This window comes from Rhodoplanes tepidamans, from assembly GCF_030813915.1.
GTDB lineage: Bacteria > Pseudomonadota > Alphaproteobacteria > Rhizobiales > Xanthobacteraceae > Rhodoplanes > Rhodoplanes tepidamans.
The window spans coordinates 163885-187759 of record NZ_JAUSUJ010000007.1 but is presented as its reverse complement, the minus strand read 5'-3'; the positions used below and the strand labels follow the sequence as shown (position 1 = coordinate 187759).

Annotated in this window: 20 protein-coding genes and 2 tRNA genes; 13 read left to right on the top strand and 9 right to left on the bottom strand. The window is 71.4% G+C overall.

Features of this window, described 5'->3' with window-relative positions; genetic code table 11:
* Positions 1-46: 46 nt before the first annotated feature.
* Together grxD and J2S22_RS10870 are read left to right on the top strand one after the other, a co-directional pair.
* Complete coding sequence (gene grxD / locus J2S22_RS10880; protein WP_272779856.1) at positions 47-385, top strand: Grx4 family monothiol glutaredoxin; 339 nt, start codon at positions 47-49, stop codon at positions 383-385.
* A 404-nt stretch (positions 386-789) separates the two neighbouring features.
* The gene (locus tag J2S22_RS10870; protein WP_272779857.1) at positions 790-1353 is read left to right on the top strand and encodes a hypothetical protein; all 564 of its coding nucleotides are present in this window, start codon (positions 790-792) and stop codon (positions 1351-1353) included.
* A 92-nt stretch (positions 1354-1445) separates the two neighbouring features.
* On the opposite strand, the gene J2S22_RS10865 is transcribed toward J2S22_RS10870, so the two are convergent.
* Positions 1446-3137, bottom strand: coding sequence for a methyl-accepting chemotaxis protein (locus J2S22_RS10865; protein ID WP_272779858.1), 1692 nt, complete (start codon positions 3135-3137; stop codon positions 1446-1448).
* A 251-nt stretch (positions 3138-3388) separates the two neighbouring features.
* Positions 3389-3712: a DUF2218 domain-containing protein gene (locus J2S22_RS10860; RefSeq protein WP_272779859.1), complete on the bottom strand. Its 324-nt coding sequence runs from the start codon at positions 3710-3712 to the stop codon at positions 3389-3391.
* A 222-nt stretch (positions 3713-3934) separates the two neighbouring features.
* Here J2S22_RS10860 and J2S22_RS10855 point away from each other — a divergent pair, with 222 nt between their 5' ends.
* On the top strand, positions 3935-7069 hold the full coding sequence (locus J2S22_RS10855; protein ID WP_272779860.1) for a UvrD-helicase domain-containing protein: 3135 nt from the start codon (positions 3935-3937) through the stop codon (positions 7067-7069).
* Positions 7070-7157: 88 nt separating this feature from the next.
* On the opposite strand, the gene J2S22_RS10850 is transcribed toward J2S22_RS10855, so the two are convergent.
* The 5 genes from J2S22_RS10850 to J2S22_RS10830 all read right to left on the bottom strand — a co-directional run bounded on the left by J2S22_RS10850 (position 7158) and on the right by J2S22_RS10830 (position 8729).
* Positions 7158-7232 (bottom strand) — tRNA-Asn (locus J2S22_RS10850).
* Between the two features lie 147 nt (positions 7233-7379).
* Positions 7380-7586 carry a hypothetical protein gene (locus tag J2S22_RS10845; protein ID WP_272779861.1) on the bottom strand — a complete coding sequence of 69 codons (207 nt, stop codon included), beginning with the start codon at positions 7584-7586 and terminating at the stop codon, positions 7380-7382.
* Between the two features lie 206 nt (positions 7587-7792).
* Positions 7793-8086, bottom strand: coding sequence for a helix-turn-helix domain-containing protein (locus J2S22_RS10840; protein WP_307155826.1), 294 nt, complete (start codon positions 8084-8086; stop codon positions 7793-7795).
* Positions 8086-8583 carry a type II toxin-antitoxin system RelE/ParE family toxin gene (locus tag J2S22_RS10835; RefSeq protein WP_272779863.1) on the bottom strand — a complete coding sequence of 166 codons (498 nt, stop codon included), beginning with the start codon at positions 8581-8583 and terminating at the stop codon, positions 8086-8088. Before J2S22_RS10835 ends, J2S22_RS10840 begins: the two co-directional genes overlap by 1 nt.
* Positions 8584-8655: 72 nt before the next feature.
* A tRNA-Cys gene (locus tag J2S22_RS10830) sits at positions 8656-8729 on the bottom strand.
* 338 nt (positions 8730-9067) lie between these two features.
* Here J2S22_RS10830 and J2S22_RS10825 point away from each other — a divergent pair.
* The 9 genes from J2S22_RS10825 to J2S22_RS10785 all read left to right on the top strand — a co-directional run bounded on the left by J2S22_RS10825 (position 9068) and on the right by J2S22_RS10785 (position 21267).
* Positions 9068-9568 carry a (2Fe-2S)-binding protein gene (locus J2S22_RS10825; RefSeq protein WP_272779864.1) on the top strand — a complete coding sequence of 167 codons (501 nt, stop codon included), beginning with the start codon at positions 9068-9070 and terminating at the stop codon, positions 9566-9568.
* A gap of 114 nt (positions 9569-9682) precedes the next feature.
* Entirely contained in the window at positions 9683-12094 is a 2412-nt protein-coding gene (locus J2S22_RS10820; RefSeq protein WP_272779865.1) for a xanthine dehydrogenase family protein molybdopterin-binding subunit, read from the top strand.
* Positions 12095-12202: 108 nt separating this feature from the next.
* Positions 12203-13003 carry an FAD binding domain-containing protein gene (locus J2S22_RS10815; RefSeq protein WP_272779866.1) on the top strand — a complete coding sequence of 267 codons (801 nt, stop codon included), beginning with the start codon at positions 12203-12205 and terminating at the stop codon, positions 13001-13003.
* Positions 13004-13472: 469 nt separating this feature from the next.
* Positions 13473-15686, top strand: coding sequence for a TonB-dependent hemoglobin/transferrin/lactoferrin family receptor (locus tag J2S22_RS10810; protein ID WP_272779867.1), 2214 nt, complete (start codon positions 13473-13475; stop codon positions 15684-15686).
* 213 nt (positions 15687-15899) lie between these two features.
* The gene (locus J2S22_RS10805; protein WP_272779868.1) at positions 15900-16814 is read left to right on the top strand and encodes an AAA family ATPase; all 915 of its coding nucleotides are present in this window, start codon (positions 15900-15902) and stop codon (positions 16812-16814) included.
* A gap of 244 nt (positions 16815-17058) precedes the next feature.
* Positions 17059-18231, top strand: a complete 1173-nt coding sequence (locus J2S22_RS10800; protein ID WP_272779869.1) for a vWA domain-containing protein — start codon at positions 17059-17061, stop codon at positions 18229-18231.
* Between the two features lie 40 nt (positions 18232-18271).
* Positions 18272-18595 carry an XdhC family protein gene (locus J2S22_RS10795; RefSeq protein WP_272779870.1) on the top strand — a complete coding sequence of 108 codons (324 nt, stop codon included), beginning with the start codon at positions 18272-18274 and terminating at the stop codon, positions 18593-18595.
* Between the two features lie 327 nt (positions 18596-18922).
* Positions 18923-19648 carry an XdhC family protein gene (locus J2S22_RS10790; protein ID WP_272778515.1) on the top strand — a complete coding sequence of 242 codons (726 nt, stop codon included), beginning with the start codon at positions 18923-18925 and terminating at the stop codon, positions 19646-19648.
* A complete protein-coding gene (locus J2S22_RS10785; protein WP_272778514.1) occupies positions 19645-21267 on the top strand; it encodes an NTP transferase domain-containing protein in 1623 nt (540 codons plus the stop codon). Before J2S22_RS10790 ends, J2S22_RS10785 begins: the two co-directional genes overlap by 4 nt.
* A gap of 34 nt (positions 21268-21301) precedes the next feature.
* On the opposite strand, the gene J2S22_RS10780 is transcribed toward J2S22_RS10785, so the two are convergent.
* Positions 21302-21607, bottom strand: a complete 306-nt coding sequence (locus tag J2S22_RS10780; protein ID WP_272778513.1) for a hypothetical protein — start codon at positions 21605-21607, stop codon at positions 21302-21304.
* Positions 21608-21848: 241 nt separating this feature from the next.
* On the opposite strand from J2S22_RS10780, the gene J2S22_RS10775 reads away from it, so the two are divergent.
* Positions 21849-22217 (top strand): DUF4189 domain-containing protein, encoded by a 369-nt coding sequence (locus J2S22_RS10775; RefSeq protein WP_272778512.1) that lies wholly within the window; start codon positions 21849-21851, stop codon positions 22215-22217.
* 588 nt (positions 22218-22805) lie between these two features.
* Here J2S22_RS10775 and J2S22_RS10770 read toward each other — a convergent pair.
* Positions 22806-23741 (bottom strand): AraC family transcriptional regulator, encoded by a 936-nt coding sequence (locus J2S22_RS10770; protein WP_272778511.1) that lies wholly within the window; start codon positions 23739-23741, stop codon positions 22806-22808.
* Positions 23742-23875 lie beyond the last annotated feature (134 nt).

Sequence of the window (23875 nt, the reverse complement as noted above, 5' to 3'; positions counted from 1 at the left end):
GACGGGTCCGGTCGCACTTGGGCGGCCGGCCTCCAGGGACGTGATCATGGGCATCGAGCAATTCATCCAGAACGAGCTGAACTCGAACGACGTCGTGCTGTTCATGAAGGGCACGCCGCAATTCCCGATGTGCGGGTTCTCCGGCCAGGTGGTGCAGATCCTCGACTACCTGGGCGTGCCCTACAAGGGGCTGAACGTGCTGGAGAACGACGACCTCCGCCAGGGCATCAAGGACTTCTCCAACTGGCCGACGATCCCGCAGCTCTACGTCAAGGGCGAGTTCGTCGGCGGCTGCGACATCATCCGCGAAATGTTCCAGGCGAACGAGCTGCAGCAGTTCCTCAAGGACAAGGGCATCGAGGTGAAGGCGCCGGCCGCGAGCTGACGTCACCCTCGTCCGAGGCGCCCTCACGGCGCTTGCCCGAGACGAGAAAAAAAGGCCGGAACCCTCTGGGTTCCGGCCTTTTTTCGTGGCCACTTGCTTCGACCGTGGACCAGCGGCTGCTCGTCCTCGAACCGGATCATTGTCCGTTCTGCCCGGCGAGGTCATCGCGGGAGCAGCCGCGTGCGCGTGTCGGTGACCGAGTGGTGGGACAGCGGCGTGAACCCGGCGGGGCTGAACCTCGGCGACCGCTTCGCCTACGAGGTGGCGAAGGAGCATGCGTGCCGGCTTCTTCATGTCGGCGGGGAGTTCGCCCGGACCGATATCGACGGCGCGATCCGAGACCTCCGACCCCGGGTGATCTCCGGCGGCGCCTCCGGCGTAAACGAGACAGCTCCGGAGCCCCCATGCCCGACCGCTTGGCCAGACTGCGTGCCTATGCGTCCGTCGACGATCCCCTCGCCGGGATCGCGGCGACCGTGGCGCTCGTCGTGGTCGGCAACCAGCCCTTTTATCCGCTGTATCTGCACGCCATCGCCGGCCGGGCCGCCTGGCCGGTGTGGCTGACGCTGCTGTCGACGCCGTTCTTCCTCGCCGTGCCGGCGGCGGCGCGGTGGAACTCGCTGACCGGGCGGCTGCTGCTGCCCGTCGTCGGGGTCGCCAACACGCTGATCGCCATCAAGGCGGTCGGGCGCGACAGCGGGCTCGACCTGTTCCTGCTGCCCTGCGCGCTGCTCGCGGCCGTGCTGGTGCGGCCGCACGAGCGGCTCGCCTCGCTGCCCGTGCTGGCGCTGCCGTTCCTGGCCTATCTCTGGCTCGGCGGGCTGGTCGGCGCTCCGCTCGTCGCCTTTCCGGCCGAGCAGCAGGCCGCCATGCTGATGGTCAACGCGATCAGCGTCGCCAGCCTCCTGGTGCTGATCGGGCTGCTGGTGGCGGGCCTGTTCGGCCGCTCCGCCGAACCCGCGGGCTGAGCGCCGGTCGGTCGGCCGGCCCCGTCCCGAAAGACGACAGCCCGGGCCGTCGCCGGTCCGGGCTGTCGCGTGGTGCGTCGCGGCGGGCGCGGCTAGGCGGCCCGCACCGTCTCCAGGAACTTTCCGACCTCGAGCTTCAGCCGGTTGCTCTCGCTCGACAGCGACTGCGCCGACGAGAGGACCTGCGAGGAGGCCGAGCCGGTCTCGGTGGCGCCGCGATCGACCTGCGTGATGTTGCTGGCGACCTCGGTGGTGCCGAGGGAAGCCTGCTGGACGTTGCGGGCGATCTCGCCGGTCGCGGCACCCTGCTCCTCCACGGCTGCCGCGATGGTGGCCGTGATCTCGGCGATCTTTCCGATGGTGCCGCCGATCTCCTTGATGGCGCTGACCGAGTCGTGGGTCGCGGCCTGCATGCCGGCGATCTGGGCCGAGATGTCGCCCGTGGCCTTGCCGGTCTGGGCGGCGAGCGCCTTGACCTCCTGGGCGACGACCGCGAAGCCCTTGCCGGCCTCGCCGGCGCGCGCCGCCTCGATGGTGGCGTTCAGCGCCAGCAGGTTGGTCTGCTCGGCGATGGCCGTGATCAGCTTCACGACGTCGCCGATGCGGTTCGCCGCCTGCGACAGCTCGGTGATGCGGCCGTCGGTCTTCTCGGCCTGCCTCACCGCCTCGTCGGCGATGCGGTTCGACTCCTGCACCTGGCGCGAGATTTCCTGCACCGAGGCGGCCATCTCGTTGGTCGCCGAGGCGACGCTCTGGACGTTGGCGGAGGCCTGCTCGGAGGCGGCGGCGACGCGGGTCGAGAGCTGCTGGGTCGTCTCGGCGGTGCGGGTGAGGGTGCCGGCTGCGGCTTCGAGCTCGGTCGAGGCGGACGAGACCGTCTCGATGATCTCGCCGACCGCCCCCTCGAACTCGTCGGCGAGCCGCCGCATGTCGCGCTTGCGCTGCTCCGCCGCGCGCCGTTCGGCCTCCTGCTGGGCGGCGGCCTCCTCGCGCGCCTTCTCGGCCGCCTTGATCTTGAACGCCTCCACGGCGCCGGCGATCTCGCCGACCTCGTCCTTGCGGCCGAGCCCGGCCAGCACGACCTCGAAATTGCCCGCCGCGAGCTGGTGCATGCCGGCGGTGAGCTGCTGAATCGGACGGGCGATGCCGAACTGGGAGATCGCGAAGGCGACGGCCAGCGCCACGCCGACGCCGACGCCGATGATCAGATAGGTCGAGAGGATCGAGCCTTCGGTCGCGGCGGCCAGCGTCTCGGTGCCGCGGGTGATGTCCTCGTCGAGCTGCTGCGCGAAGGCGAGATTGCTCGCCACCTGCTTGACGATCAGCGGGTCGAGGCCGGTGCGGACCAGGTCCGCGGCCTTGGCGTTGTCGTTCCGCAAGGCCGCGGCGATGGCGGGCTTGCCGGCCGCGACGATCGCCTCGATGCTGCGCCGCGCGGCCTCGATCCTGTCGGCGTAGCGCGGCACCTGCCCGGTCAGCTGGGTGAGCGCCGCGCCGATCTCTTCGCTCGTCTTGTCGATCTGCGGCGGCAGCTTGAGCATCTGCGCGTCGTCGGTCTCGGCGATCGTCTTGTAGACCAGCGCCTCGTACTGCCAGAGCAGCCGGTTGGTCCGGGTGAGCGTGACGCGTGCCGCCGCATCCTTGGCGAGGAACTCGGCGTAGCGGGAGCCGACGGTGTGCATCTGTCCGGCCGCGTACCATGCGCCGAAGCCGGCGATGGCGGCGAGAAGGACGATGACCGAGAGAATCTTGGGTAGAATCTTGATGCGGCCGAGAAGCGACATGGGGCACTCTGTGCTGGCAGGAGGGGGTCAGTCGCGCGGGCTTGCTATTGGCTCGATCCGGGACGGATGAGCTTGCCCGACGCCATTTTTTCGCAAAAATTATTAAAACTATCTTCAAACGCGCCAGTAACGCCGCGTGAAGTACAAGCGGCTTGGTTGCACATGGCCGATTCGTTCGAAGCGTTCAGCGCTCAGTTTCGGCAGGCCGGCCCGGGCGGCCGACCTGCCGGGCGCCGCAGGCGCCTGCCGTCTCAGGCGGCCTGCCAGTCGAAGCGCAGCGGCGCCTCGCGGAAGGCGAAGCGGTCGAGATGGCGGGCGACGACCTCCTGCAGGGCGTGCAGCTGTCCGGCGGCGCTCGCCTCCAGACGGCATTCGAGCACGTCCGGACCGGCCTGCAGGGTGAGGACGGCGTCGGCCGGCCAGTCGGCGCCGCGGGCGTCGCGGGGAAACCGCACGGTGCCGGCCTCGGCCGTGAAGTCGACCGCGAGATCGTGGCTCCAGTGCTTGCAGAGCTGCTGGAGATAGCGGCTGCCATTGGGGGTCGGCACCCGGGCCGTGCTGTGGAAATCGGACATGGTCGCGTCCTGAGGTTCGGGGGTCACGACGGCCGGGACGGACCGCCGTATATATCGTAAGATATATCGAAATATGGCGGGTTCAAGGGCGGGGCGGCGCGCCTCCGGCCGGCGGCGGGGCGTCGATGCTGTGATTTGCGGGCGTTTTCCCGGGCAGCCGCCTTGTCTCGCTCCGCCGCCGCCCCGATGGTGGCCGCAGACGTCGAAAGGCGAGCCGCTCCCGTGACGTGGATCCACGCCGACCTGCATGTCCACTCGAAGCACTCCCGCGCCACCAGCCGCGACCTCGACCTCGAGCGCCTCGCCTGGTGGGCGGCCCGCAAGGGGATCGCCGTGGTCGGCACCGGCGACTGCGTGCATCCGGCCTGGCTCGCCGAGATCAAGGACAAGCTGGTGGCGCAGGGCGACGGGCTGTTCCGCCTCGCCCCCGAGATCGAGGCGCCGCTGTGGGCGACGCTGCCGCCCGCCTGCCGGCGGCCGGTCTCCTTCATGCTCACGACCGAGATCTCGACCATCTACAAGAAGGGCGACAAGACCCGGAAGATCCACCACCTGATCTACGTGGCCGATCTCGACGCCGCCGACCGGCTGGCGGCGAGCCTCGCGCGCATCGGCAACATCGCCTCGGACGGCCGGCCGATCCTCGGGCTCGATTCGCGCGACCTCCTGGAGATCGCCCTGGAGTCGGGGCCGGACAGCTACCTGGTCCCGGCCCATGTCTGGACACCGTGGTTCGCGGCGCTCGGCTCGCAGTCGGGCTTCGACTCCATCGCGGACTGCTACGGCGATCTCGCCGGGCACATCTTCGCGGTCGAGACCGGCCTGTCGTCGGATCCGGCGATGAACTGGCGGGTCTCGTCGCTCGACCGGTTCCGGCTGGTCTCCAACTCGGACGCCCATTCGCCCGGCAAGCTCGGCCGCGAGGCGACGCGCTTCTCCTGTGCGCCGGACTATTTCGCCATCCGCCGGGCGCTGGAGACCGGTGACGGCTATGTCGGCACGGTCGAGTTCTTCCCCGAGGAGGGCAAGTACCACATGGACGGGCACCGCGCCTGCGGGGTGCGGCTCGACCCGAAGGAGACGATCGCGCTCGGCGGCCGCTGCCCGGTCTGCGGACGGCCGGTGACGATCGGGGTGTCGCACCGGGTCGAGACGCTGGCCGACCGCGGCGAGGCCGAGGTGGTGCCGCCGCCCACCGCGGGGAGCGTATCGAGCCTGGTGCCGCTGCCCGAGGTCCTGTCGGAGATCGTCGGCAGCGGTGTCGGATCGAAGGCCGTCGCCGAGATCTACGACCGCACCGTCGCGGCGCTCGGGCCCGAGCTCGCGGTGCTGGAGACCCTGCCGGCCGAGGACGTCGCCGGGGTGCATCCGCTGCTCGGGGAGGCGGTGACCCGGCTGCGCGCCGGGGCGGTGATCCGGCAGGCCGGCTACGACGGCGAGTACGGCGTCATCCGGCTGTTCGAGGACGGCGAGATCGACCGGCTCGCCGGCAGCCGGCTGCTGTTCGACGCGCCGCTCCTGCGCCGTCCGCGGGCCCCGAAACGCCGGGCGGCCGCGGAGGCGCCGGGCGACGCGGCCGCGCCGTCCGGGCCGGGTCCGGCGCCGGCTCCGGCGGAGCGCTCCGGCCACGCCGGCGTGCTCGCCGGGCTGGATCCCGATCAGGCCCGCGCCGCCGCGGCGACCGACGGCCCGCTGATGGTGATCGCCGGCCCGGGCTCGGGCAAGACGCGCATGCTCGTCCATCGCATCGCCCATCTGGTGCGCGAGCGCGGCGTGCCGGCCGGCGCCTGCCTCGCCGTCACCTTCACCCGCAAGGCGACCGAGGAGCTGCGGACGCGCCTCGTCGCACTGCTCGGCGAGGCGGGGCGGGCCGTGGCGGTGCACAGCTTCCATTCGCTCGGTCTCGCCATCCTGCGCGCCCATGCCGACCGGGCCGGCCTCGGCGCCGACTTCCGGATCGCCGGCGAGGCGGAGCGCCGGGCCGCCCTGGCCGACGCGCTGGGCCTCGGCGAGGCGCGCGCCGCCCGTCTGCTCCAGGCCGTCTCGGCGCTCAAGCGCACCGGCGCCGCGGGACCGGTGGAGGCGGCGGAGGCCTGCGCCGTGCTGGCGCGGACCGGCCGCGCCCAGGGCTGGGTCGACTTCGACGACCTCGTCGTGCTCTCGGCCGATCTCCTCGCCGCGGATGCCGAGATCGCGGCCGCGTGGCGGGCGCGCTTCCCGCACGTCGTCGCCGACGAGTTCCAGGACGTCGACGAGCAGCAGTACCGGCTGCTGCGGCTGATCGCCGGGGCCGAGGGCCGTCTGTGCGTGATCGGCGATCCCGACCAGGCGATCTACGGCTTCCGCGGCGCCGACGCCGCCTGCTTCGCGCGCTTCGCCCGGGATTTCCCGGCCGCCCGCACCCTGCGGCTGGCGCGCAACTACCGCTCGACCGCGACCATCGCGACGGCGGCGGCGCGCCTCGTCGGCGCGCCGGGCGACGGCATCGTCCGTCCGGGCGGCACGCCGATCACGACCCATGTGGCGGCGGACGAGGCGGCGGAGGCGGACTTCGTCGCCGCGACCATCGAAGACCTGCTCGGCGGTCACGACCTGCTCGCCGCCGGCTGCGACAGGGGCGATGCGGCCGCCGGCGCACTCGGCTTCGGCGACTGCGCGGTGCTCTATCGGACCGATGCCCAGGCGGCGGCGCTGCGCGCCGCGCTCGACCGCGCCGGCATCCCGTTCATGAAGAGCTCGCCCGCGGCCATCGCCGGACATCCCGGCGTCACCGCGATTCTGGACGGGCTGGGCCCGGCGGACGGAGCGGAGGCGGCGGATGATGCGGGCCCGCGGCTGGCCGCCCGCATCGCGGCCGCGGCGGAGGCCGTCCGCCGGGCCGGCCGGGCCGAGCCGGCCGCACTCGCCGAGGCACGGGGGTGGCTCGCGACGCTCGCCGCCAGCGAGGCGGTCGGCGGCGATCCGGCCCGCCTCGTCGAGGCGGTGGCGCTGTCCACCGAGGCCGATTTCCGCGACCGCCGCGCCGACCGCGTCTCGCTCATGACCATGCACGCGGCCAAGGGGCTCGAATTCCCGGTGGTGCTGGTCGTCGGGCTGGAGGCCGGGCTGGTGCCGTTCTCGTGGGGCGATTCGGCGGCCGACGAGGCGGGGCAGGCGGAGGAGCGGCGGCTGTTCTACGTCGCCGTGACCCGTGCCAGGGACCGGCTGGTGCTGACCCGCGCGGCCGAGCGGCACTGGCGCGGCGCGGTGCGCCGGCTGCCGCCGTCGCCGTTCCTCGCCGACATCGCCGCGGACCTGACGGTCGCCGCCGCCGGCGCACGACGGCGCAGGCCGGCCCGGCAGCTCGACCTGTTCTGAGAGCTTCCGGCGAGGGGACGCCCGGAGCGGGACGCTGCGATTCGACGATGTGGGATTCGACGCCTGGAATTCGACGGAGTCGAAAGAGTGGCTCCCCGGGCCGGATTCGAACCAGCGACCAACCGGTTAACAGCCGGTTGCTCTACCGCTGAGCTACCGGGGAACACGCGCCTCACGGCTCAGGCAGGTGGGCGTATAACAAAACCCCGGGCCGATTGCCAACCCGAATTCGGGCCGGATGTGGATGATCGGCCGTTCGTCCGGCCGGAGCTGCGGCGGCGGTGGCCGCCGGTCCGGGCCGAATCAAAGTTCAGCGCTTCTTCCAGCCCTGCACGGCGACGCGCGGCAGGTCCTCGCGGGTGAGGCCGAGGGCGGCGAGCTCGCCGTCCGTCTTGGTCTCCAGGGCCTTGTAGCGCGACACGAACTCGAGGCCTTCGCCGATCGCGGCGCCCACCTCGCGCAGGAACGAAACGACACCGCGCCGGGCCGAGCGCCCGGCGGAATACGTGATGGACATGAGTCACCTCTGACTTCTCGTGAGCTTGATATAGCTCGCCTTTTCCCGGTGACCCAGTGAAATTGCTGCATGGCAGCATAACGCTGCCGCATGGCATGCGCGGGGCCGGTTATCGATCGGGGGGCGGATGTGCGCCGGGGAGCGTCGGGGCGGGGTGACGGAGCGGCCGGGGCCGCCCCATCGTCCTTTTCCCGCAGTGGCCGGTCTCACCCCGTGGAGGCCAGCGCGCGGTCCACCGCTTCGGGCTCCTTCTCGATGATCCGAAGCAAGGTCCGGGCTGCCGGGTCGGGCGTTCTGCGGCCCTGTTCCCAGTCCCTGACGGAGGCAGGAGAGAAGCCGTACCGTCGGGCAAAACGGGTCTGCGACAGCCCGGTCTTCTTTCGCACGGCCGCCACGTCGACGGTGGGCGGGGTGAAGACCCGGGCTGCGTCTTCTTCGCCCCGGGCGATCGCGCGCGCCTGCCTTGCGCTGCGAACGAGGCGTTCTCCGAGCTTCGTCATCATCTCCTCCGTCGCAGGATCGACACCCTCGCCGCCACGCCCTGCCGATAGTCGTCGGCCAGCCGGCTGAGCTCGGCCGCCAGGGCGTTGCGTTCGGCCTTGGACAGGTCGGCTCTCTCCCCCTTGTCGATCAGCGCCAGGAGGAACACCGGGACATCGTCTCCTCCGAAGTAATGGATGGTCCGGTAGCCGCCGCTCTTTCCCTTGCCCCGGCCGGCGAAGCGCACCTTCCGGGCGCCCCCGGTGCCGGGGATGATCGCCCCGTCTTCGGGATGCGCAGCGAGCCACTCCACCATCTCCATGATCTCCGCCTCGGACAGGCCGGCATCGGCCGCATCGGCCTCGAAGACGGGCGTGGTGAGCACGCTGTGCATCCCGTAGGATATACGGCAATGCCGTATATGGGGCAAGGCGACGATACGGCAATGCCGGAGGTGCGGCCCGCAGCCGCCGTCCGCCGTCCGCCGGCCGGGTCGGCCCTTCGGCTCCTGGCGCATGCGGACGCGTCTCCGTCCCTGGGCCGGGCCTGAGTCGCTCTCGATGTCGGGCTGAGCCTTCGAAAAGATGAGTGGAGGCCACGGCCGGAATTGAACCGGCGTACACGGTTTTGCAGACCGTTGCGTAACCACTCCGCCACGTGGCCTTCTGGCGGTCCGCCCGCGGGCGGGGGACGCGCCGCCGGACCCCGAGGAGACCGGAGTCGGCGGGCGCATGTTTAGCGCCCTCGGCCGAAACTGCAACCGCTATCGCGGGCGGCCGGAGGATTCGCAGCGGCGGTGCCGGCCCGCCGCTGAGGTGGCGGATCCCGGGGAGCGCGGCCGGGGGCCGACGAACGGGCGCGGGGCCGCCGCGGCGCCGGCCACCCTTGACCGTGACGGCGGGGGCGGGCCACACTTCGTAGAATTCCAGATAGGGCGACGCGTGCCGTCGCGCCGGGCGCGGCGCGGACGGCGGCGCGTCAGGTCCGGCCGGGGAGGTGCCATGCCTGTCGTGTCGATGACGGTGAACGGAAATCCCGTGCGGGCCGAGGTCGACGTCCGCACCCTGCTGGTCCAGTTCCTGCGCGAGACGCTGCGGCTGACCGGCACCCATGTGGGCTGCGACACCTCGCAGTGCGGCGCCTGCGTGGTGCACGTGAACGGCGTCGCGGTGAAGAGCTGCACCATGCTGGCCGTGCAGGCGGAGGGCGCCGAGGTCCTTACCATCGAGGGCGTCGCCCGCGGCGACGCGCTGCATCCGATGCAGGAGGCGTTCCGCCAGAATCACGGGCTGCAGTGCGGCTACTGCACGCCCGGGATGATCATGACGGCGCTCGACATCGTGCGCCGCAAGGGCCACGAGCTCGACGACCGGACGATCCGCGAGGAGCTCGAGGGCAATCTCTGCCGCTGCACCGGCTACCACAACATCGTGAAGTCGATCGCCGCCGGCGCTCGCGCCATGGCGGGCGACGATCCGGCTCGGCAGCAGGCCGCCGAGTAGCGGCCGCCGCGCCGCGGGCGCGGGCACCGCGCCGAGGCGCGGCACCATCGCGTCGCCGGCCAGGCCGCCGCGAGAGCGGCCACCCGGCGGATTCGGACCTTCGGGAGGACGCGGATGAGCACGAGCGGAGCCGGCACCAGCGGAACCGGGACGAGCGGAACGACGGCGACCGGCATCGGCGCGCCGGTGCGGCGCAAGGAGGACTTTCGCTTCGTCACCGGCAACGGCCGCTACACGGCCGACATCGACCGGCCCGGCCAGGTCTGCCTGCACTTCCTGCGCTCGACCCACGCCCATGCCCGCATCGTGCGCATCCAGGCCGGCCACGCCTCGCGCATGCCGGGCGTGCTCGCCGTGATCACCGGGCAGGATCTCGCCGCCGACAAGCTCGGGCCGCTGGTGTGCGGCTGGATGATCCACTCCACCGACGGCTCGCCGATGAAGATGGCGCCGCACCCGGCCCTGACCGTCGACGCGGTGCGCTATGTCGGCGAGCCGGTCGCCGCCGTGATCGCGCAGACGCCCGAGCAGGCGCGCGACGCCGCCGAGGCGATCATCGTCGACTACGAGGAGCTGCCGGCCGTCGTCGATCCGGCCGCCGCGCAGGGACCGGACGCACCGCTGATCCACGCGGTCGCGCCGAACAACACCATCTTCCACTGGCAGCTCGGCGACGCCGCCGCCGTGGCCGACGCCTTCGCCCGTGCCGCCAGCGTGACCAGCATCGACCTCGTCAACAACCGGCTGGTGCCGAACGCCATCGAGCCGCGCGGCGCGCTCGCCGAATGGGATCCGGGCAGCGACAGCTACACGCTGTGGAACACGTCGCAGAACCCGCACGTGGCCCGCCTCGTGCTCTCCGCCTTCGTCGGCGTCGCGCCGGAGCACCGGCTGCGGGTCGTCGCGCCCGACGTCGGCGGCGGCTTCGGCTCGAAGATCTTCATCTATGCCGAGGAGGTGGTGGCGCTCGCCGCGGCGAAGCGGGTGCGCCGGCCGGTGCGCTGGATCTGCGACCGCTCGGAGGCGTTCGTCGCCGACGCGCACGGGCGTGATCACGTCACCCACGCCCAGATGGCGTTCGACCGCGACGGCAGGATCCTCGGCCTGCGGGTGAAGACCATCGCCAATCTCGGCGCCTACATGTCGACCTTCTCGTCGTCGATCCCGACCTATCTGTACGCGACGCTGCTGTCCGGCCAGTACGCGATCCCGGCGATCCACTGCGCCGTGGACGCGGTCTACACCAACACGGTGCCGGTCGACGCCTATCGCGGGGCCGGGCGGCCCGAGGCGACCTACGTGATCGAGCGGCTGATGGAGGTGTCGGCGAGACGCCTCGGCGTCGACCCGGCCGAGCTGCGGCGCAAGAACTTCGTGCAGACGTTCCCGCACCAGACGCCGGTGATCATGAGCTACGACTGCGGCGACTACGCCGCCTCGCTCGACAAGGCGCTGGCGCTCGCCGACTACCAGGGCTTCGGCGCCCGCCGGCGCGAGTCGGAGGCGCGCGGCAGGCTGCGCGGCATCGGGCTCTCGGCCTATATCGAGGCGTGCGGCATCGCGCCGAGCCAGGCGGTCGGCTCGCTGGGCGCCGGCGTCGGCCTGTGGGAATCCGCCGAGGTGCGGGTGAACCCCACCGGCACCGTCGAGGTGCTGACCGGCAGCCACAGCCACGGGCAGGGCCACGAGACCACCTTCGCGCAGCTGGTGTCGGACCGGCTCGGCATCCCGATCGACACCATCTCGGTGGTGCACGGCGACACCGACAAGGTGCAGTTCGGCATGGGCACCTACGGCTCGCGGTCGGGAGCCGTCGGCATGTCGGCGATCGTCAAGGCGCTCGACAAGGTCGAGGCCAAGGCCAGGAAGGTCGCGGCCCACATGCTGGAGGCGTCCGAGGCCGACATCGTGTTCGAGAACGGCGCCTTCAAGGTGGCCGGCACCGACAGGGCGGCGACGTTCGGCGAGGTCGCGCTGAACGCCTACATCGCCCACAAGTTCTCCGGCGCCGAGCTGGAGCCGGGGCTGAAGGAGGGCGCCTTCTACGACCCGGTGAACTTCACCTTCCCGGCCGGCTGCCATGTCTGCGAGGTCGAGATCGACCCGGAGACCGGCCGCGTGGCGATCGAGCGGTTCACGGCCGTCGACGACTTCGGCAACATCATCAACCCGATGATCGTCGAGGGCCAGGTCCATGGCGGGATCGCCCAGGGGATCGGCCAGGCCCTGATGGAGCAGGCCGTCTACGACGACTCCGGCCAGCTCGTCACCGGCTCCTACAACGACTATGTGATGCCGCGCGCCGTCGACCTGCCGCCGCTGGTGGTCGACACCACGGTGACGCCGTGTCCCGGCAATCCGCTCGGCATCAAGGGCTGCGGCGAGGCGGGTGCCATCGCGGCGCCGGCCGCCGTGATGAACGCCGTCACGGACGCGCTCGGGACGGAAGAGGTGCCGATGCCGGCCAACCCGCTGACGGTGTGGCGCGTGCTGCAGAAGGCCGGCCGCCTGCAGGCGGCCGAGTAGCGATGGTCGACGCGCCGCAGGAGGCGCATCGACTCCCTCTCCCCGCACGCGGGGAGAGGTGAAGGGCGGCGCTTGCCGCGCCGCGAGGCGAGGACGTGGAGAGGACGGATGTACGACTTCACCTATCACCGCGCGAGCGGGCTCCGGCAGGCGACCAACCTCCTCGCCAAGCACGAGGACGCGAAGCCCATCGCGGGCGGACAGAGCCTGCTGCCGATGATGAAGTTCCGCCTCGCCTCGCCGTCGAACCTGGTCGACCTCAACGCCGTCGAGGGGCTGAACGGCATCGAGCTGACCAGCCGCGCCCTGGTGATCGGCGCCATGGCGCGCCACGCCGAGGTGCATGTCTCGCCGCAGGTGCAGCAGGGCATTCCGGCGCTCGCCGCGCTCGCCGGGATGATCGGCGATCCGGCGGTGCGCCATCGCGGCACGCTGGGCGGCTCGCTCGCCAACAACGACCCGACCGCCGACTATCCGGCCGCCGCGCTGGCGCTCGGCGCGACGATCGTCACCACCAAGCGCAAGATCCCGGCCGACGAGTTCTTCGCCGGCCTGTTCGAGACCGTGCTGGAGCCGGACGAGCTGATCACCAAGGTGAGCTTCCCGCTCCCCAAGAAGGCGGCGTACCAAAAATTCCGCAACCCGGCGTCGCGCTACGCCATCGTCGGCGTGTTCGTGGCGAAGCGTCCCGCCGAGGTGCGGGTCGCGGTGACCGGGGCGGGGGCTTCGGGTGCCTTCCGGGTGCCGGCCTTCGAGGAGGCCCTGCAGAAGCGCTTCCACCCGAAGTCGCTGGAGGGCCTGAGCGTGCCGGCCGAAGGCCTGGCGAGCGACATCCACGCCAGCGCCGAGTACCGGGCCCACCTGATCGGCGTCATGGCCCGCCGCGCGGTGGCCGCGGCGAACGGGTGAGGGCGGCCACTTCGTGTCGCTGTAGCGCGCCCCCCTCCGTTCACCTCTCCCAGGGAGAGGTCGACGGGTGCAGCGCATCGGGTGAGGGGATGCGAACTCATCCGGCCCGGCGGCTCGTCTCCCCGCGGCCCTCCCGCCGCCTCGCGCCGGCGGCCCGAATGGTGTCGACGGCTCGCTCCGGGAATGTCAGGCATCACAGCTTTTCGGCGATCGATTCTTTTTTTCCGCATCGATTTATGAATCGTATCCGTCTTGTTTCTTTCGTTTAGCGTATATTTCTCAGTATAGAGAACTCACATCAGTATACCTATAATCAAATGCGCGTCTCATTGACGGTACATCTGTGGTCCGCCTAGGCGTGAGCTCTCGGAGCTGCGTGGAGTCTCCACGGTCTTCCGATCGAGCGAGCCAGGCGTCGGCGTCAGTCCCCCCAGCCAGCAGAACGCGACATCAACTGGCAGGGATCACGATGCTTCTCAGGACCTCACTCTCGTGTGCCGCTGCGACCGGCACGGTTCTGGCCGCGCTCGGCGGCAGCCCGGCGCCGGCGCAGACCGCAAGCTCCACCGCGACGCCGGTCGAGCTCGAGCCGCTGACCGTCGAAGGGCAGGTGGGCGGCAAGGGAAAGGGCGAGGGCAATGTCAGCGGAAAGCCCGCGGTCCTGACCACCACGACGACCAGGCAGCAGCTCGACGACCAGCAGATCGACAGCCTCGCGGACTATGCGCGGCGGATCGACGCCGGGCTGAGCTACGGAACCGGCAATCGCAGCGTGAACATCCAGGGGCTGGACAAGAACCGGGTCCTGACCACGCTCGACGACATCCGCATTCCGTGGATGTACGACGGTGCGCGCGGCGTCCAGGGCGGCGTCTCGGCGTTCGATTTCGACACGATCGCCCGCGTCGACGTGGTGAAGAGCACCGATTCGAGCTTCTTCGGCGCCGGGGCGCTCGGCGGCATGCTGGCGCTGCGGACCATCGATCCGGAAGAGGTGCTCAGAACCGGCAAGATGTTCGGCGGGATCAGCCGGATCAGCTACGACAGCGCCGACCGGAGCTGGTACGGCCAGCAGACCCTCGCGGCGCGCGCCAACAACACGTTCTTCCTGTTCCAGGGCGGCTACAAGAAGGGCCACGAGACCGAGAACCAGGGCGACATCGGCGGCACCGGCACCACCCGGACCGAGAAGAACCCGTCCGACTACGACCAGAACAACTACCTGGTGAAGCTGCATCACTATGTCGACGGCGGCCATCGCCTGGCCGTCACCGCCGAGAGCTACCGGCGCGAGGAGACGATCGACACCCTCACCAGCGTGAGCTCGACCTACAAGACCTACTCGACCCAGGAGATCCTCAAGCGCAAGCGCGTCTCCGCCGCCTACGACTACAAGGCGCCGGCGAGCGGCAACTGGCTCGATACGGCGCACCTCCTGCTGTACTGGCAGCAGGTCAATCTGGAGACCGGGACCTACGCGTACCGCCTGACCACGCCGGTCGGCACCTACAACCGTGACAGCAATCTGAAGGAGATCTCGTACGGCGTGAAGGGATCGGCCGCCAAGGAGTACGATCTCGGCTGGGCCCGGCACCTGATCGCGGTGGGCGGCGAGGTCTACGCCACCCGCACGTCGCAGTACGCCGCGGGCGAGGACAACTGCACGTCGGCGATCCGCGCGTGCAGCTACTATCACGTCAACCAGTCGGACATGCCGGACGTCGAGGGCACGACCGTCGGTCTCTATGCGCAGGACCGGATCGCGCTGCTCGACGGCGTCGTGCGGCTGACGCCCGGCCTGCGCTTCGACTGGTACGAGCAGAATCCGAAGGAGACCGCGACCTACACGGCGAACGACGCCTACGAGGGGACGCCGGCCTCGTCGAGCGGATCGAAGCTGTCGCCGAAGCTGCTCGCCGAATGGGACATCGCCCCGAAGGTGACGCTCTACGCCCAGTGGGCGCAGGCCTTTCGGGCGCCGACCGCGACCGAGCTCTATCTCACCTATGGCGGCTCCGGCAGCTATGTCAGCATCGGCAATCCCGACCTGAAGCCCGAGACCAGCAACGGCTACACGGTCGGCGTCAAGCTCGGCGACGACCAGCTCGGCGGCAATGTGCGCGGCTACTACAACAGGTACGAGAACTTCATCGACACGGTGACGCTGACGGCCGCCGAGGCCGGGCTGAGCGGCAGCTATCCGTACGGCGTGTTCAAGTACATCAACCGCGCCAATGTCGAGATCTACGGCGGCGAGGTGTCGGCCCACTGGCGCTTCATGCCGGGCTGGCTGGCGCGCACCTCGATCGCCTACACGGTCGGTAAGGATCTCGACGAGGACGTCCACCTCAACTCGATCCCGCCCCTGAAGGCGATCGTCGGTCTCGGCTACGCGACCAAGATCTGGGGCGCCGACGCGACGGTCACGATGGCGGCCGCCCGCAACCAGGTGGAGGACCCGACCTCGGACACCAACAAGACGCCGGCCTACACGATCGTCGACCTGACGGCGTGGTGGGAGCCCGAGCTGCTCAAGGGCTGGCGCCTCCAGGCCGGCGTGTTCAACCTGTTCGATGCGACCTACTACAACGCCCTCGACATCCCGGACAGCCAGCAGCTCGCGAAGGCGTACTACACGCAGCCCGGCCGGACCTTCAAGGCGTCGGCGATCTTCCGGTTCTGACCGCGGCCGGTGCGCACGGGCGGGTGGCCCGGCCGTCCGTGCCGGGCCACCGTCGCGGCGCGACGCGTGCCCCCGGGGAATCGACGATTTCGGTCCCTGTGATATCAAGACGTGGACGGTCGGGGGACTCCCCGGCCATGATGCGGCGCGGCCCGATCCGATGCCGGGCTGCGGCGCTCAGCGATCTCGATGCTCACGGGAGGGACCGGTTCGGTGACCAAGCTGCCGACGTCGATCGACGCGACCCAGGATCTCCTCGCGAAGGCCGACTACCTGGCCGACCGGTCGCTGGCGACCGTGCTGTTCCTGGCGCTGCGCATGGGGCGGCCGATCTTTCTCGAAGGCGAGGCCGGCGTCGGCAAGACCGAGATCGCCAAGGTCTTGTCGGCCACGCTCGGGCGAAAGCTGATCCGGCTGCAGTGCTACGAGGGGCTCGACGTCGGCAGCGCCGTCTACGAGTGGAACTACGCCGCCCAGATGATCGCCATCCGGCTCGCCGAGGCGGAGGGCACGGTCGACCGGGCGCGGCTCACCCACGACATCTTCTCGGAAGAGTTTCTCATCAAGCGGCCGCTGCTGCAGGCGCTGGAGCCGGACACCGGCGGTGCCCCGGTGCTGCTGATCGACGAGCTCGACCGCACCGACGAGGCGTTCGAGGCGTTCCTGCTGGAGGTGCTGGCCGACTTCCAGGTGACGGTCCCGGAGATGGGCACCGTCAAGGCGGCGCAGCCGCCGATCGTCGTGATCACGTCGAACCGGACGCGCGAGATCCACGACGCGCTCAAGCGCCGCTGCCTCTACCACTGGGTCGACTATCCGAGCGCCGAGCGCGAGACCGCGATCGTGCGCACCAAGGTGCCGGGCATCGCGGCGCGCCTGTCGGAGGAGATCGTCCGCTTCGTCCAGGCGCTGCGCCGCGAGGACCTGTTCAAGGCGCCGGGCGTCGCCGAGACGCTCGACTGGGCCGGAGCGCTGACCGAGCTCGACGCCGTGGCGCTCGACCCCGCCACCGTGTCGGACACGCTCGGCGTGCTGCTCAAGTACCAGGACGACATCGCCCGCCTGCAGGGCTCCCGCGCGAGCGAGCTGATCGCCCGGCTGCGCGCCGACATGACGGCGGCGGAGTGAGTTTGCCGATGCCTTCTCCTGGGCGAATACCCCCCACCCCCGACCCCTCCCCGCCATTTGCTGATGCAAATGGGGGGAGGGGAGTCGCAGCGCCTCGGCTCCCCTCCCCCCGCTCGCGAAGCGAGTGGCGGGGAGGGGGCGGGGGTGGGGGTGGGGGGCTCTTGCTTTCCGCGGTGGTCTCGTGACAAGCGATTCACGATCCGAGACAAACGACAAAGACACCGGCCGGCTCGCCGACAATATCGTGTATTTCGCCCGCGCCTTGCGCCGCGCCGGGCTGCCGGTCGGGCCGGGCGCCGTGATCGATGCCGTGGAGGCGCTGTCCGCGGCCGGGGTCGGCACCCGCGACGATGTCTACTGGATCCTGCACGCCGTGCTGGTGAAGCGGCGCGAGCACGCCGCCGTGTTCGACCAGGCGTTCCGCATCTTCTTCCGCCGCCGCGGCTATCTCGACCAGCTGATGAGCCTGATGATGCCGCAGGCGCCGGGCGGCCCGCCCGAACCGCCGAGGCCGGCGGCCGCCCGGGTGAACGACGCGCTGTTCGAGGGCGTGAAGGACCGTCTGAAGCGCGAGGAGCGCGAGACCGAGATCGTCGCGAAGCTCACGGCGAGCGACGCCGAGCTCCTGCAGAAGAAGGACTTCGCCCAGATGAGCGCGGCCGAGATCGAGGCCGCCCGCGCCGCAATCCGCCGCATGGTGCTGCCGCTCGACACGGTGCGGACCCGCCGGCTGGTGCCGGACCGCCGCGGCCGCCGCATCGACATGCGCCGCACGCTGCGGGCGAGCCTCGCCTCCGGCGGCGACCTGATCGACCTGAAGACGCTCGGCCCGGGCGAGCGAATGCCGCCGCTCGTCGCGCTGCTCGACGTGTCCGGCTCGATGGGCGAGTACACGCGGCTGTTCCTGCACTTCCTCCACGCCGTCACGGATGCGCGAAAGCGCGTCCACTCGTTCCTGTTCGGGACGCGGCTCACCAACGTGTCGCGGGCGCTGCGCACGAAGGACCCGGACGCGGCGCTCGCCGCCTGCTCGGCCGCCGTGCCCGACTGGTCGGGCGGCACCCGCATCGCGACCTCGCTCGCCGCCTTCAACAAGCAGTGGGCGCGCCGGGTGCTGGGGCAGGGCGCCGTGGTGCTCTTGATCACCGACGGGCTGGAGCGCGACACCGACGCGCGGCTCGCCTTCGAGATGGACCGGCTCCACCGGTCATGCCGGCGACTCGTCTGGCTCAACCCGCTGTTGCGGTTCGACGGCTTCGAGCCCAAGGCCCGCGGCGTCCGGGCGATGCTGCCGCATGTTGACGAATTCCGTCCGATCCACAATCTCGACAGCATGGCGGCCCTGGTGCGGGCCCTGTCGGAGCACGGGGATACCCGCCGGCCGGGCGACGCCCGGCGGCGCGTCCTCGCGGCCTGACCGCGACAACGCCTGATCGCGACAACGACGGAGCACGAGAATGCTGGCGCGCGACGAGGACATCCTGAAGGCCGCCGAGGACTGGCGGGCGGAAGGCAAGGGCGTGGCGATCGCCACCGTGGTGGAGACCTGGGGCTCGGCGCCGCGGCCGGTCGGCTCCAACCTGGTGATCGACGAGGAGGGGCGCTTCCTCGGCTCGGTGTCGGGCGGCTGCGTCGAGGGCGCCGTGGTGTCCGAGGCGCTCGACGTGATCGAGAGCGGCGCGCCGAAGATGCTGGAGTTCGGCGTCGCCGACGAGACCGCCTGGAAGGTCGGCCTCTCCTGCGGCGGCACCATCCGGGTGTTCGTCGAGAGGTTGGAGTAGGGACGGACGTCATGTCGCGACGCAGCGTCGCCCGGAGCGCAGCGCAGTGTTGCGCCAGGGCCCGCGGACAGGGCCGATCGGGACGTTAAGCTGGAAGCTCCGATTGTCTTCCGTCACCCTGAGGTGCCCGGCACCCGGGTCCGCGCTTCGCGCGGCCCGAGTGTAAACTCCACCGGGCCTCGAAGGGCGACGGCCCCGGGCCGTTCATCCTTCGAGGCTCGGGCCGTCGGCGCAAAGGCGCCGCCGACCCGAGCACCTCGGGATGACGGTCGAAGTCCTTTGGTGAGACCGCGCGCGAGAACACGAGCGCAGTCCGAGAGGTGGCCCGTGAAACTCGAGATCCTCAAGAGCCTGAATGCCGAGCGTGCGGCGCGTCGGGCCGTGGTGGTCGTCACCGACGTGGCGAGCGGGGTGCAGCGGCTGGTGCGGGCCGACGAGGCCGCCGCCGATCCGCTCGCCGATGTGCTGGATCAGCATCTGCGCAGCGGCAAGAGCGGCATGGCGGAGACGGCCGACGGCCGCGTCTTCCTCACCGTCCACGTGCCGCCGCCGCGGCTCGTCATCACGGGCGCCGTCCACATCAGCCAGGCGCTGGCGCCGATGGCGAAGCTCGTCGGCTACGACGTCACCATCGTGGATCCGCGCACCGCCTTCGCGAGCCCGGAGCGCTTCCCCGACGTGCCGCTGATCGCCGAGTGGCCCGACACGGCGCTGCCGCCCCTCGCGGTCGACCGCTACACGGCCTTCGTGGCGCTCACCCACGACCCCAAGATCGACGATCCGGCGCTCCTCCACGCGCTCGCCCGCGATTGCTTCTATGTCGGCGCGCTCGGCTCCAAGAAGACCCATGCGCGCCGGGTCGAGCGGCTGACCGTCGCCGGCCTCGACGCGGCGACCATCGCCCGAATCCACGCGCCGATCGGGCTGTCCATCGGGGCGGTGTCGCCGCCCGAGATCGCCGTGTCGATCCTGGCCGAGATCACGGCGCGCCTGCGGCTGCCGGCCGAGGCGCGCCGCGCGGCGGCGCCGGCGGCCGGGACGGCCGCGTCATGAAGTTCGGTCCGTGCCGGCCCGCCGCGGCGGCGGGCGCCGTCCTGGTGCACACCATCCGCCGGGACGGCCTCGTCCTCAAGAAGGGCACGCCGATCGGTGCGGCCGAGATCGCCGCCCTGGAGGCGGCCGGACTCGCCGAGGTGATCGTCGCCCGGGCCGAGCCCGGCGACGTCGGCGAGGACGTCGCGGCGGCCGAGATCGCGGCGGCGGCCGCCGGCCCCGGCATCCGGGTCGACAAGGCCTTCACGGGCCGCGCCAACCTGTTCGCCGACGCGGCCGGCGTCCTGGTGGTCGACCGCGCCGGCGTCGACCGGCTCAACGCGGTCGATCCCGACATCACCTTCGCGACCCTGCCGGCCTACGCGCCCGTGGTGGTCGGCACCATGGTGGCGACCGCCAAGATCATCCCGTTCGCGGTGGCGGGCGCGGCGCGCGACGCGGCGCTCGCCGCCGCCCCGGGGCTGGTGCGGGTCGCGCCCTACCGCATCCGCAAGGTCGCCGTGGTCTCCACGGTGCTGCCCGGGCTCGCCGACAAGGTGATCGAGAAGACCCTCAAGGTGACGGCCGAGCGGCTGGCGCCGGCCGGCGCGACGATCGTCGCCGAGCGCAAGGTGCCGCACGAGACGGCGGCGGTGACGCGCGCCGTCGAGAGCGTGCTGGCCGACGGGGCCGAGCTCGTCGTCGTGTTCGGCGCCTCGGCGATCGCCGACCGCCGCGACGTGATCCCGGCGGCCGTCGAGGAGGCGGGCGGCCGCATCGAGCGGTTCGGCATGCCGGTCGACCCCGGCAACCTGCTGATGATCGGAGAGGTCGGGGGCCGGGCCGTGCTGGGCGCGCCGGGCTGCGCCCGCAGCCCCAAGGAGAACGGTTTCGACTGGGTGCTGGCGCGCCTCCTGTGCGGTCTGCCGGTGACGAGCGGCGACGTCGCCGGCATGGGCGTCGGCGGCCTCCTGATGGAGATCGTCACCCGGCCGCAGCCGCGCGCGGAGACGTCCGAGCCGCGCGCCGCGCCGCGCGGGAAAAAGATCGCCGCCGTGGTGCTGGCGGCCGGGCGCTCCACCCGCATGGGCGGCCCCAACAAGCTGCTCGCCGAGATCGGCGGGCGGCCGCTGGTGCGCATCGCGGTCGAGGAGGTGCTGGGGTCGCAGGCCGGGCCGATCGTCGTCGTCACCGGCCATCAGCGCGACCGCGTGCGCGCCGCGCTCGCCAACCTGCCGGTCAGCTTCGTCCACAATCCCGACTACGCCGACGGCCTCTCCACCTCGGTGAAGGCCGGCATCGCGGCGCTGCCCGAGGACGTCGACGGCGCCGTCGTCTGCCTCGGCGACATGCCGCAGGTCGACCGCGGCCTGATCGACCGGCTGATCGCCGCCTTCGATCCCGAGACGGGCGCCCTGATCGTGATCCCGACCGTCGACGGCAAGCGCGGCAATCCGGTGGTGTGGTCGCGCCGCTTCTTTCCCGAGCTCGGCCGGCTCACCGGCGACGTCGGGGCCCGGAACCTGATCGCCGCGTATCAGGAAGCCGTCGCCGAGGTGCCGGCGGCGGCCGCCGCGGCGACCGACGTCGACACGGCCGAAGCGCTCGCGGCCGTGAAGGCCGAGATCGAGGGCGGGTGAGGGAGAGGAGCGCGGGACGCGGCGGCCGCGGCCGTCAGCGCGCGCACTCGATGGCGACGAAGTCCTCGCAGGCGGCGCCGCGGCAGCCGGAGGTCACCGGCACCGAGCCGGTGATCTCGTCGCGGTCGACCTTGCGGAACGAGACGGCCTGCTTGAAGTCGTGCTGGCGGCACAGCGCCGTCGCCATGGCGTTGCCGCAGCGGGCGCCGGTCGCGAGGCAATGGTCGATGCCGTAGGCGTCGGGATTGTTGGCGAGGATGAAGATCCGCTTCTCGGCCTGGGCGGCCGAAGGCCCGGCCAGAAGGCTCACCACGAACGCGATCGTGAACAGGGGCCGCATCGGCGTGCTCGATCCATCTGGAGGACGGCACCTCGCGCCGCGGACGCATGCCCACGGCGGAAGGCACCTCGCTAAAATGCCGTCGCAACCGTTAAGGCGGCGTTAACTCCCGGGGCGGCCGCGCGGCGCGGCTTTGCGCGGCCGCCGCCGGGCCGCGGCGGCGCCGCGCAGGAGCCACATTTTCACCTCGTGGAAACCATTGCTTCCTACCGTCGCCGAAATCCTGTGGGGGGAGGGCGACATGGCTCGTTTCTTGCGCGGCGCGGCGGCGATCGTGGCGCTCGTCCTGTCGGCCGGGGCCGTACAGGGCGCCGGTGCCATCGCGATCGGGGCCTGCGGCGCCTACGGCTACGCCTACGACCTGAGGACCCTCGCCGAGGCCGAGCGGGCCGCGCTGAAGCGCTGCCACGGCCGGAACTGCCGCGTGGTCGCGACCGTGCGGCGCGGCTGCACCGCCTTCGCGGTCGACGCCAAGGACCTGTGCGGCGCGCACGGCTACGCGGTCGGGAGCCGGCTCGCCGCGGCGCAGAACCGCGCCCTGCAGCAGTGCTACGCCCATGGCGGCAAGACCTGCGTCATCCGCGCCTTCGCCTGCGACGCGAGGAACTGATACCACCGGCCCATGACCTCGACCCTCTCCGTCACGCTGAGGTGCTCGGGAAAAGCCCCGGCCTCGAAGGGCGACGGCCGGGGCCGCATCCTTCGAGGCTCGCCTGCGGCGAGCATCTCAGGATGTCGGGTCGAGGTTCAGGGCCGTTGGGATGAGGGGAGGATCGCCGGACCGGACGAAACCGCCTCGTGAAGAACCTGCGCTACCGCGTGCGGACCTTACGAGAATTCCGACATGCGGCTCGTCGACCTGACGAAGGTGGTGAATGTCTCGCTGTCGCCCGGAGCGAACAGCTCAGGACCAGCACCGAGGTGGCCGCCGATGCGCTCTATGACAGCATCTTCGAGCAGCTCCAACGGCGGGAGAGGGATTCGACCGTTCGACGCCGATCTGTAGCCGGGCGGCCATCCGTCGGGGCCGGTCGATCGCGGCGCGTCGGCGGTGCCCCGGCACCGGGCCGCCAAGCCGGCCCCGGACTGGCTGCCGCCGGTGCCGCCGGCACCGCGGAACGGCAGCCCGCGCAGCGGGCACCGCAAGCTGACCTGACGGCGCATTGCAGGGACGGCGGCTCGCCCCCGGGCCGCCGCCTCACAGCGGCTGCAGCGGCAGCGCGGAATCGCGCAGGCGGGCGGCGTCGCGCAGCGGCGGCAGGCCGAACAGGCGCCGGTACTCGCGGCTGAACTGCGACGGGCTGTCGTAGCCGACCGCGTGGCCGGCACTCGCCGCGTCGGCCGCCTGCGACAGGATCAGCCGCCGCGCCTCCTGCAGGCGGAGCTGCTTCTGGTACTGCAGCGGGCTCATCGCCGTGACGGCCTTGAAGTGCTCGTGCAGGGTCGAGGGGCTCATGCGGGCCTCCTCGGCCAGCCGCTCGATGCGGAACGGCTCGCGGAAATTCCGCTTGATCCAGCCGATGGCGCGGTTGACCTGCTGCAGCCGGCTCTCGCCATGGGCGATCTGGCCGAGCGCCGAGGCCTGCTCGCCGCGCAGCAGCCGGTAGAGCAGCTCGCGCTCGACGAGCGGCGCCAGGATCGGGATCTCGGCCGGGGTCTCCAGGAGTTGCACCAGCCGCACCGCGGCGTCGATCAGCGCGGGCGTGACGGCCGAGACGGCGAGGGCGGGGGCGGGCGGCCCCGCGGCGCGCGCGGCGGCCGTCGCGGCGATCCCGGCGTCGAGCATCAGCCCGCCGAGCGCCGCCGGATCGAGATCGAGCCGGACGCACAGATAGGGCGCCTCCGGCGACGCCTCGGTCACCTGGCCGACGATCGGCACCTCCACCGAGACGGCGAGATAGCGGCCGGGCCCGTAGTGCAGCACGCGGTCGCCGACGATCACCTGCTTGCGGCCCTGCGCCACGATGCAGACGGCCGGCGCGTGCAGGGCGTGCAGCGGCTCGGTCGGCCGCGACGAGCGGATCAGCACCAGGCGCGGCACTGCGGTCGGATGGATGCCGTCCCCGTCGGAGTATCGGTCAATCAGGCCGGCGAGGGACCCGGTCGCGGCGGCGAGGGGGGCGGGTGCCTGCATTCCTATGTCCAGCGGTAATCGAGGGGTCGTGCATGGACAGCCTATGCCGAACCGCGCCGGCTGCCCATCGTCCCGGCCGACGGTCCGGAGGATCGTGCAAGAACCGGGGAGTCCCGGTCTACCGCCGCGGAGAC

Coding starts and splice junctions, on each gene's coding strand:
- grxD (WP_272779856.1), top strand. CDS start 47: ATGGGCATCGAGCAATTCATCCAGAACGAGCTGAACTCGAACGACGTC.
- J2S22_RS10870 (WP_272779857.1), top strand. CDS start 790: ATGCCCGACCGCTTGGCCAGACTGCGTGCCTATGCGTCCGTCGACGAT.
- J2S22_RS10865 (WP_272779858.1), bottom strand. CDS start 3,137: ATGTCGCTTCTCGGCCGCATCAAGATTCTACCCAAGATTCTCTCGGTC.
- J2S22_RS10860 (WP_272779859.1), bottom strand. CDS start 3,712: ATGTCCGATTTCCACAGCACGGCCCGGGTGCCGACCCCCAATGGCAGC.
- J2S22_RS10845 (WP_272779861.1), bottom strand. CDS start 7,586: ATGTCCATCACGTATTCCGCCGGGCGCTCGGCCCGGCGCGGTGTCGTT.
- J2S22_RS10840 (WP_307155826.1), bottom strand. CDS start 8,086: ATGACGAAGCTCGGAGAACGCCTCGTTCGCAGCGCAAGGCAGGCGCGC.
- J2S22_RS10835 (WP_272779863.1), bottom strand. CDS start 8,583: ATGCGCCAGGAGCCGAAGGGCCGACCCGGCCGGCGGACGGCGGACGGC.
- J2S22_RS10825 (WP_272779864.1), top strand. CDS start 9,068: ATGCCTGTCGTGTCGATGACGGTGAACGGAAATCCCGTGCGGGCCGAG.
- J2S22_RS10820 (WP_272779865.1), top strand. CDS start 9,683: ATGAGCACGAGCGGAGCCGGCACCAGCGGAACCGGGACGAGCGGAACG.
- J2S22_RS10815 (WP_272779866.1), top strand. CDS start 12,203: ATGTACGACTTCACCTATCACCGCGCGAGCGGGCTCCGGCAGGCGACC.
- J2S22_RS10810 (WP_272779867.1), top strand. CDS start 13,473: ATGCTTCTCAGGACCTCACTCTCGTGTGCCGCTGCGACCGGCACGGTT.
- J2S22_RS10795 (WP_272779870.1), top strand. CDS start 18,272: ATGCTGGCGCGCGACGAGGACATCCTGAAGGCCGCCGAGGACTGGCGG.
- J2S22_RS10785 (WP_272778514.1), top strand. CDS start 19,645: ATGAAGTTCGGTCCGTGCCGGCCCGCCGCGGCGGCGGGCGCCGTCCTG.
- J2S22_RS10780 (WP_272778513.1), bottom strand. CDS start 21,607: ATGCGGCCCCTGTTCACGATCGCGTTCGTGGTGAGCCTTCTGGCCGGG.
- J2S22_RS10775 (WP_272778512.1), top strand. CDS start 21,849: ATGGCTCGTTTCTTGCGCGGCGCGGCGGCGATCGTGGCGCTCGTCCTG.
- J2S22_RS10770 (WP_272778511.1), bottom strand. CDS start 23,741: ATGCAGGCACCCGCCCCCCTCGCCGCCGCGACCGGGTCCCTCGCCGGC.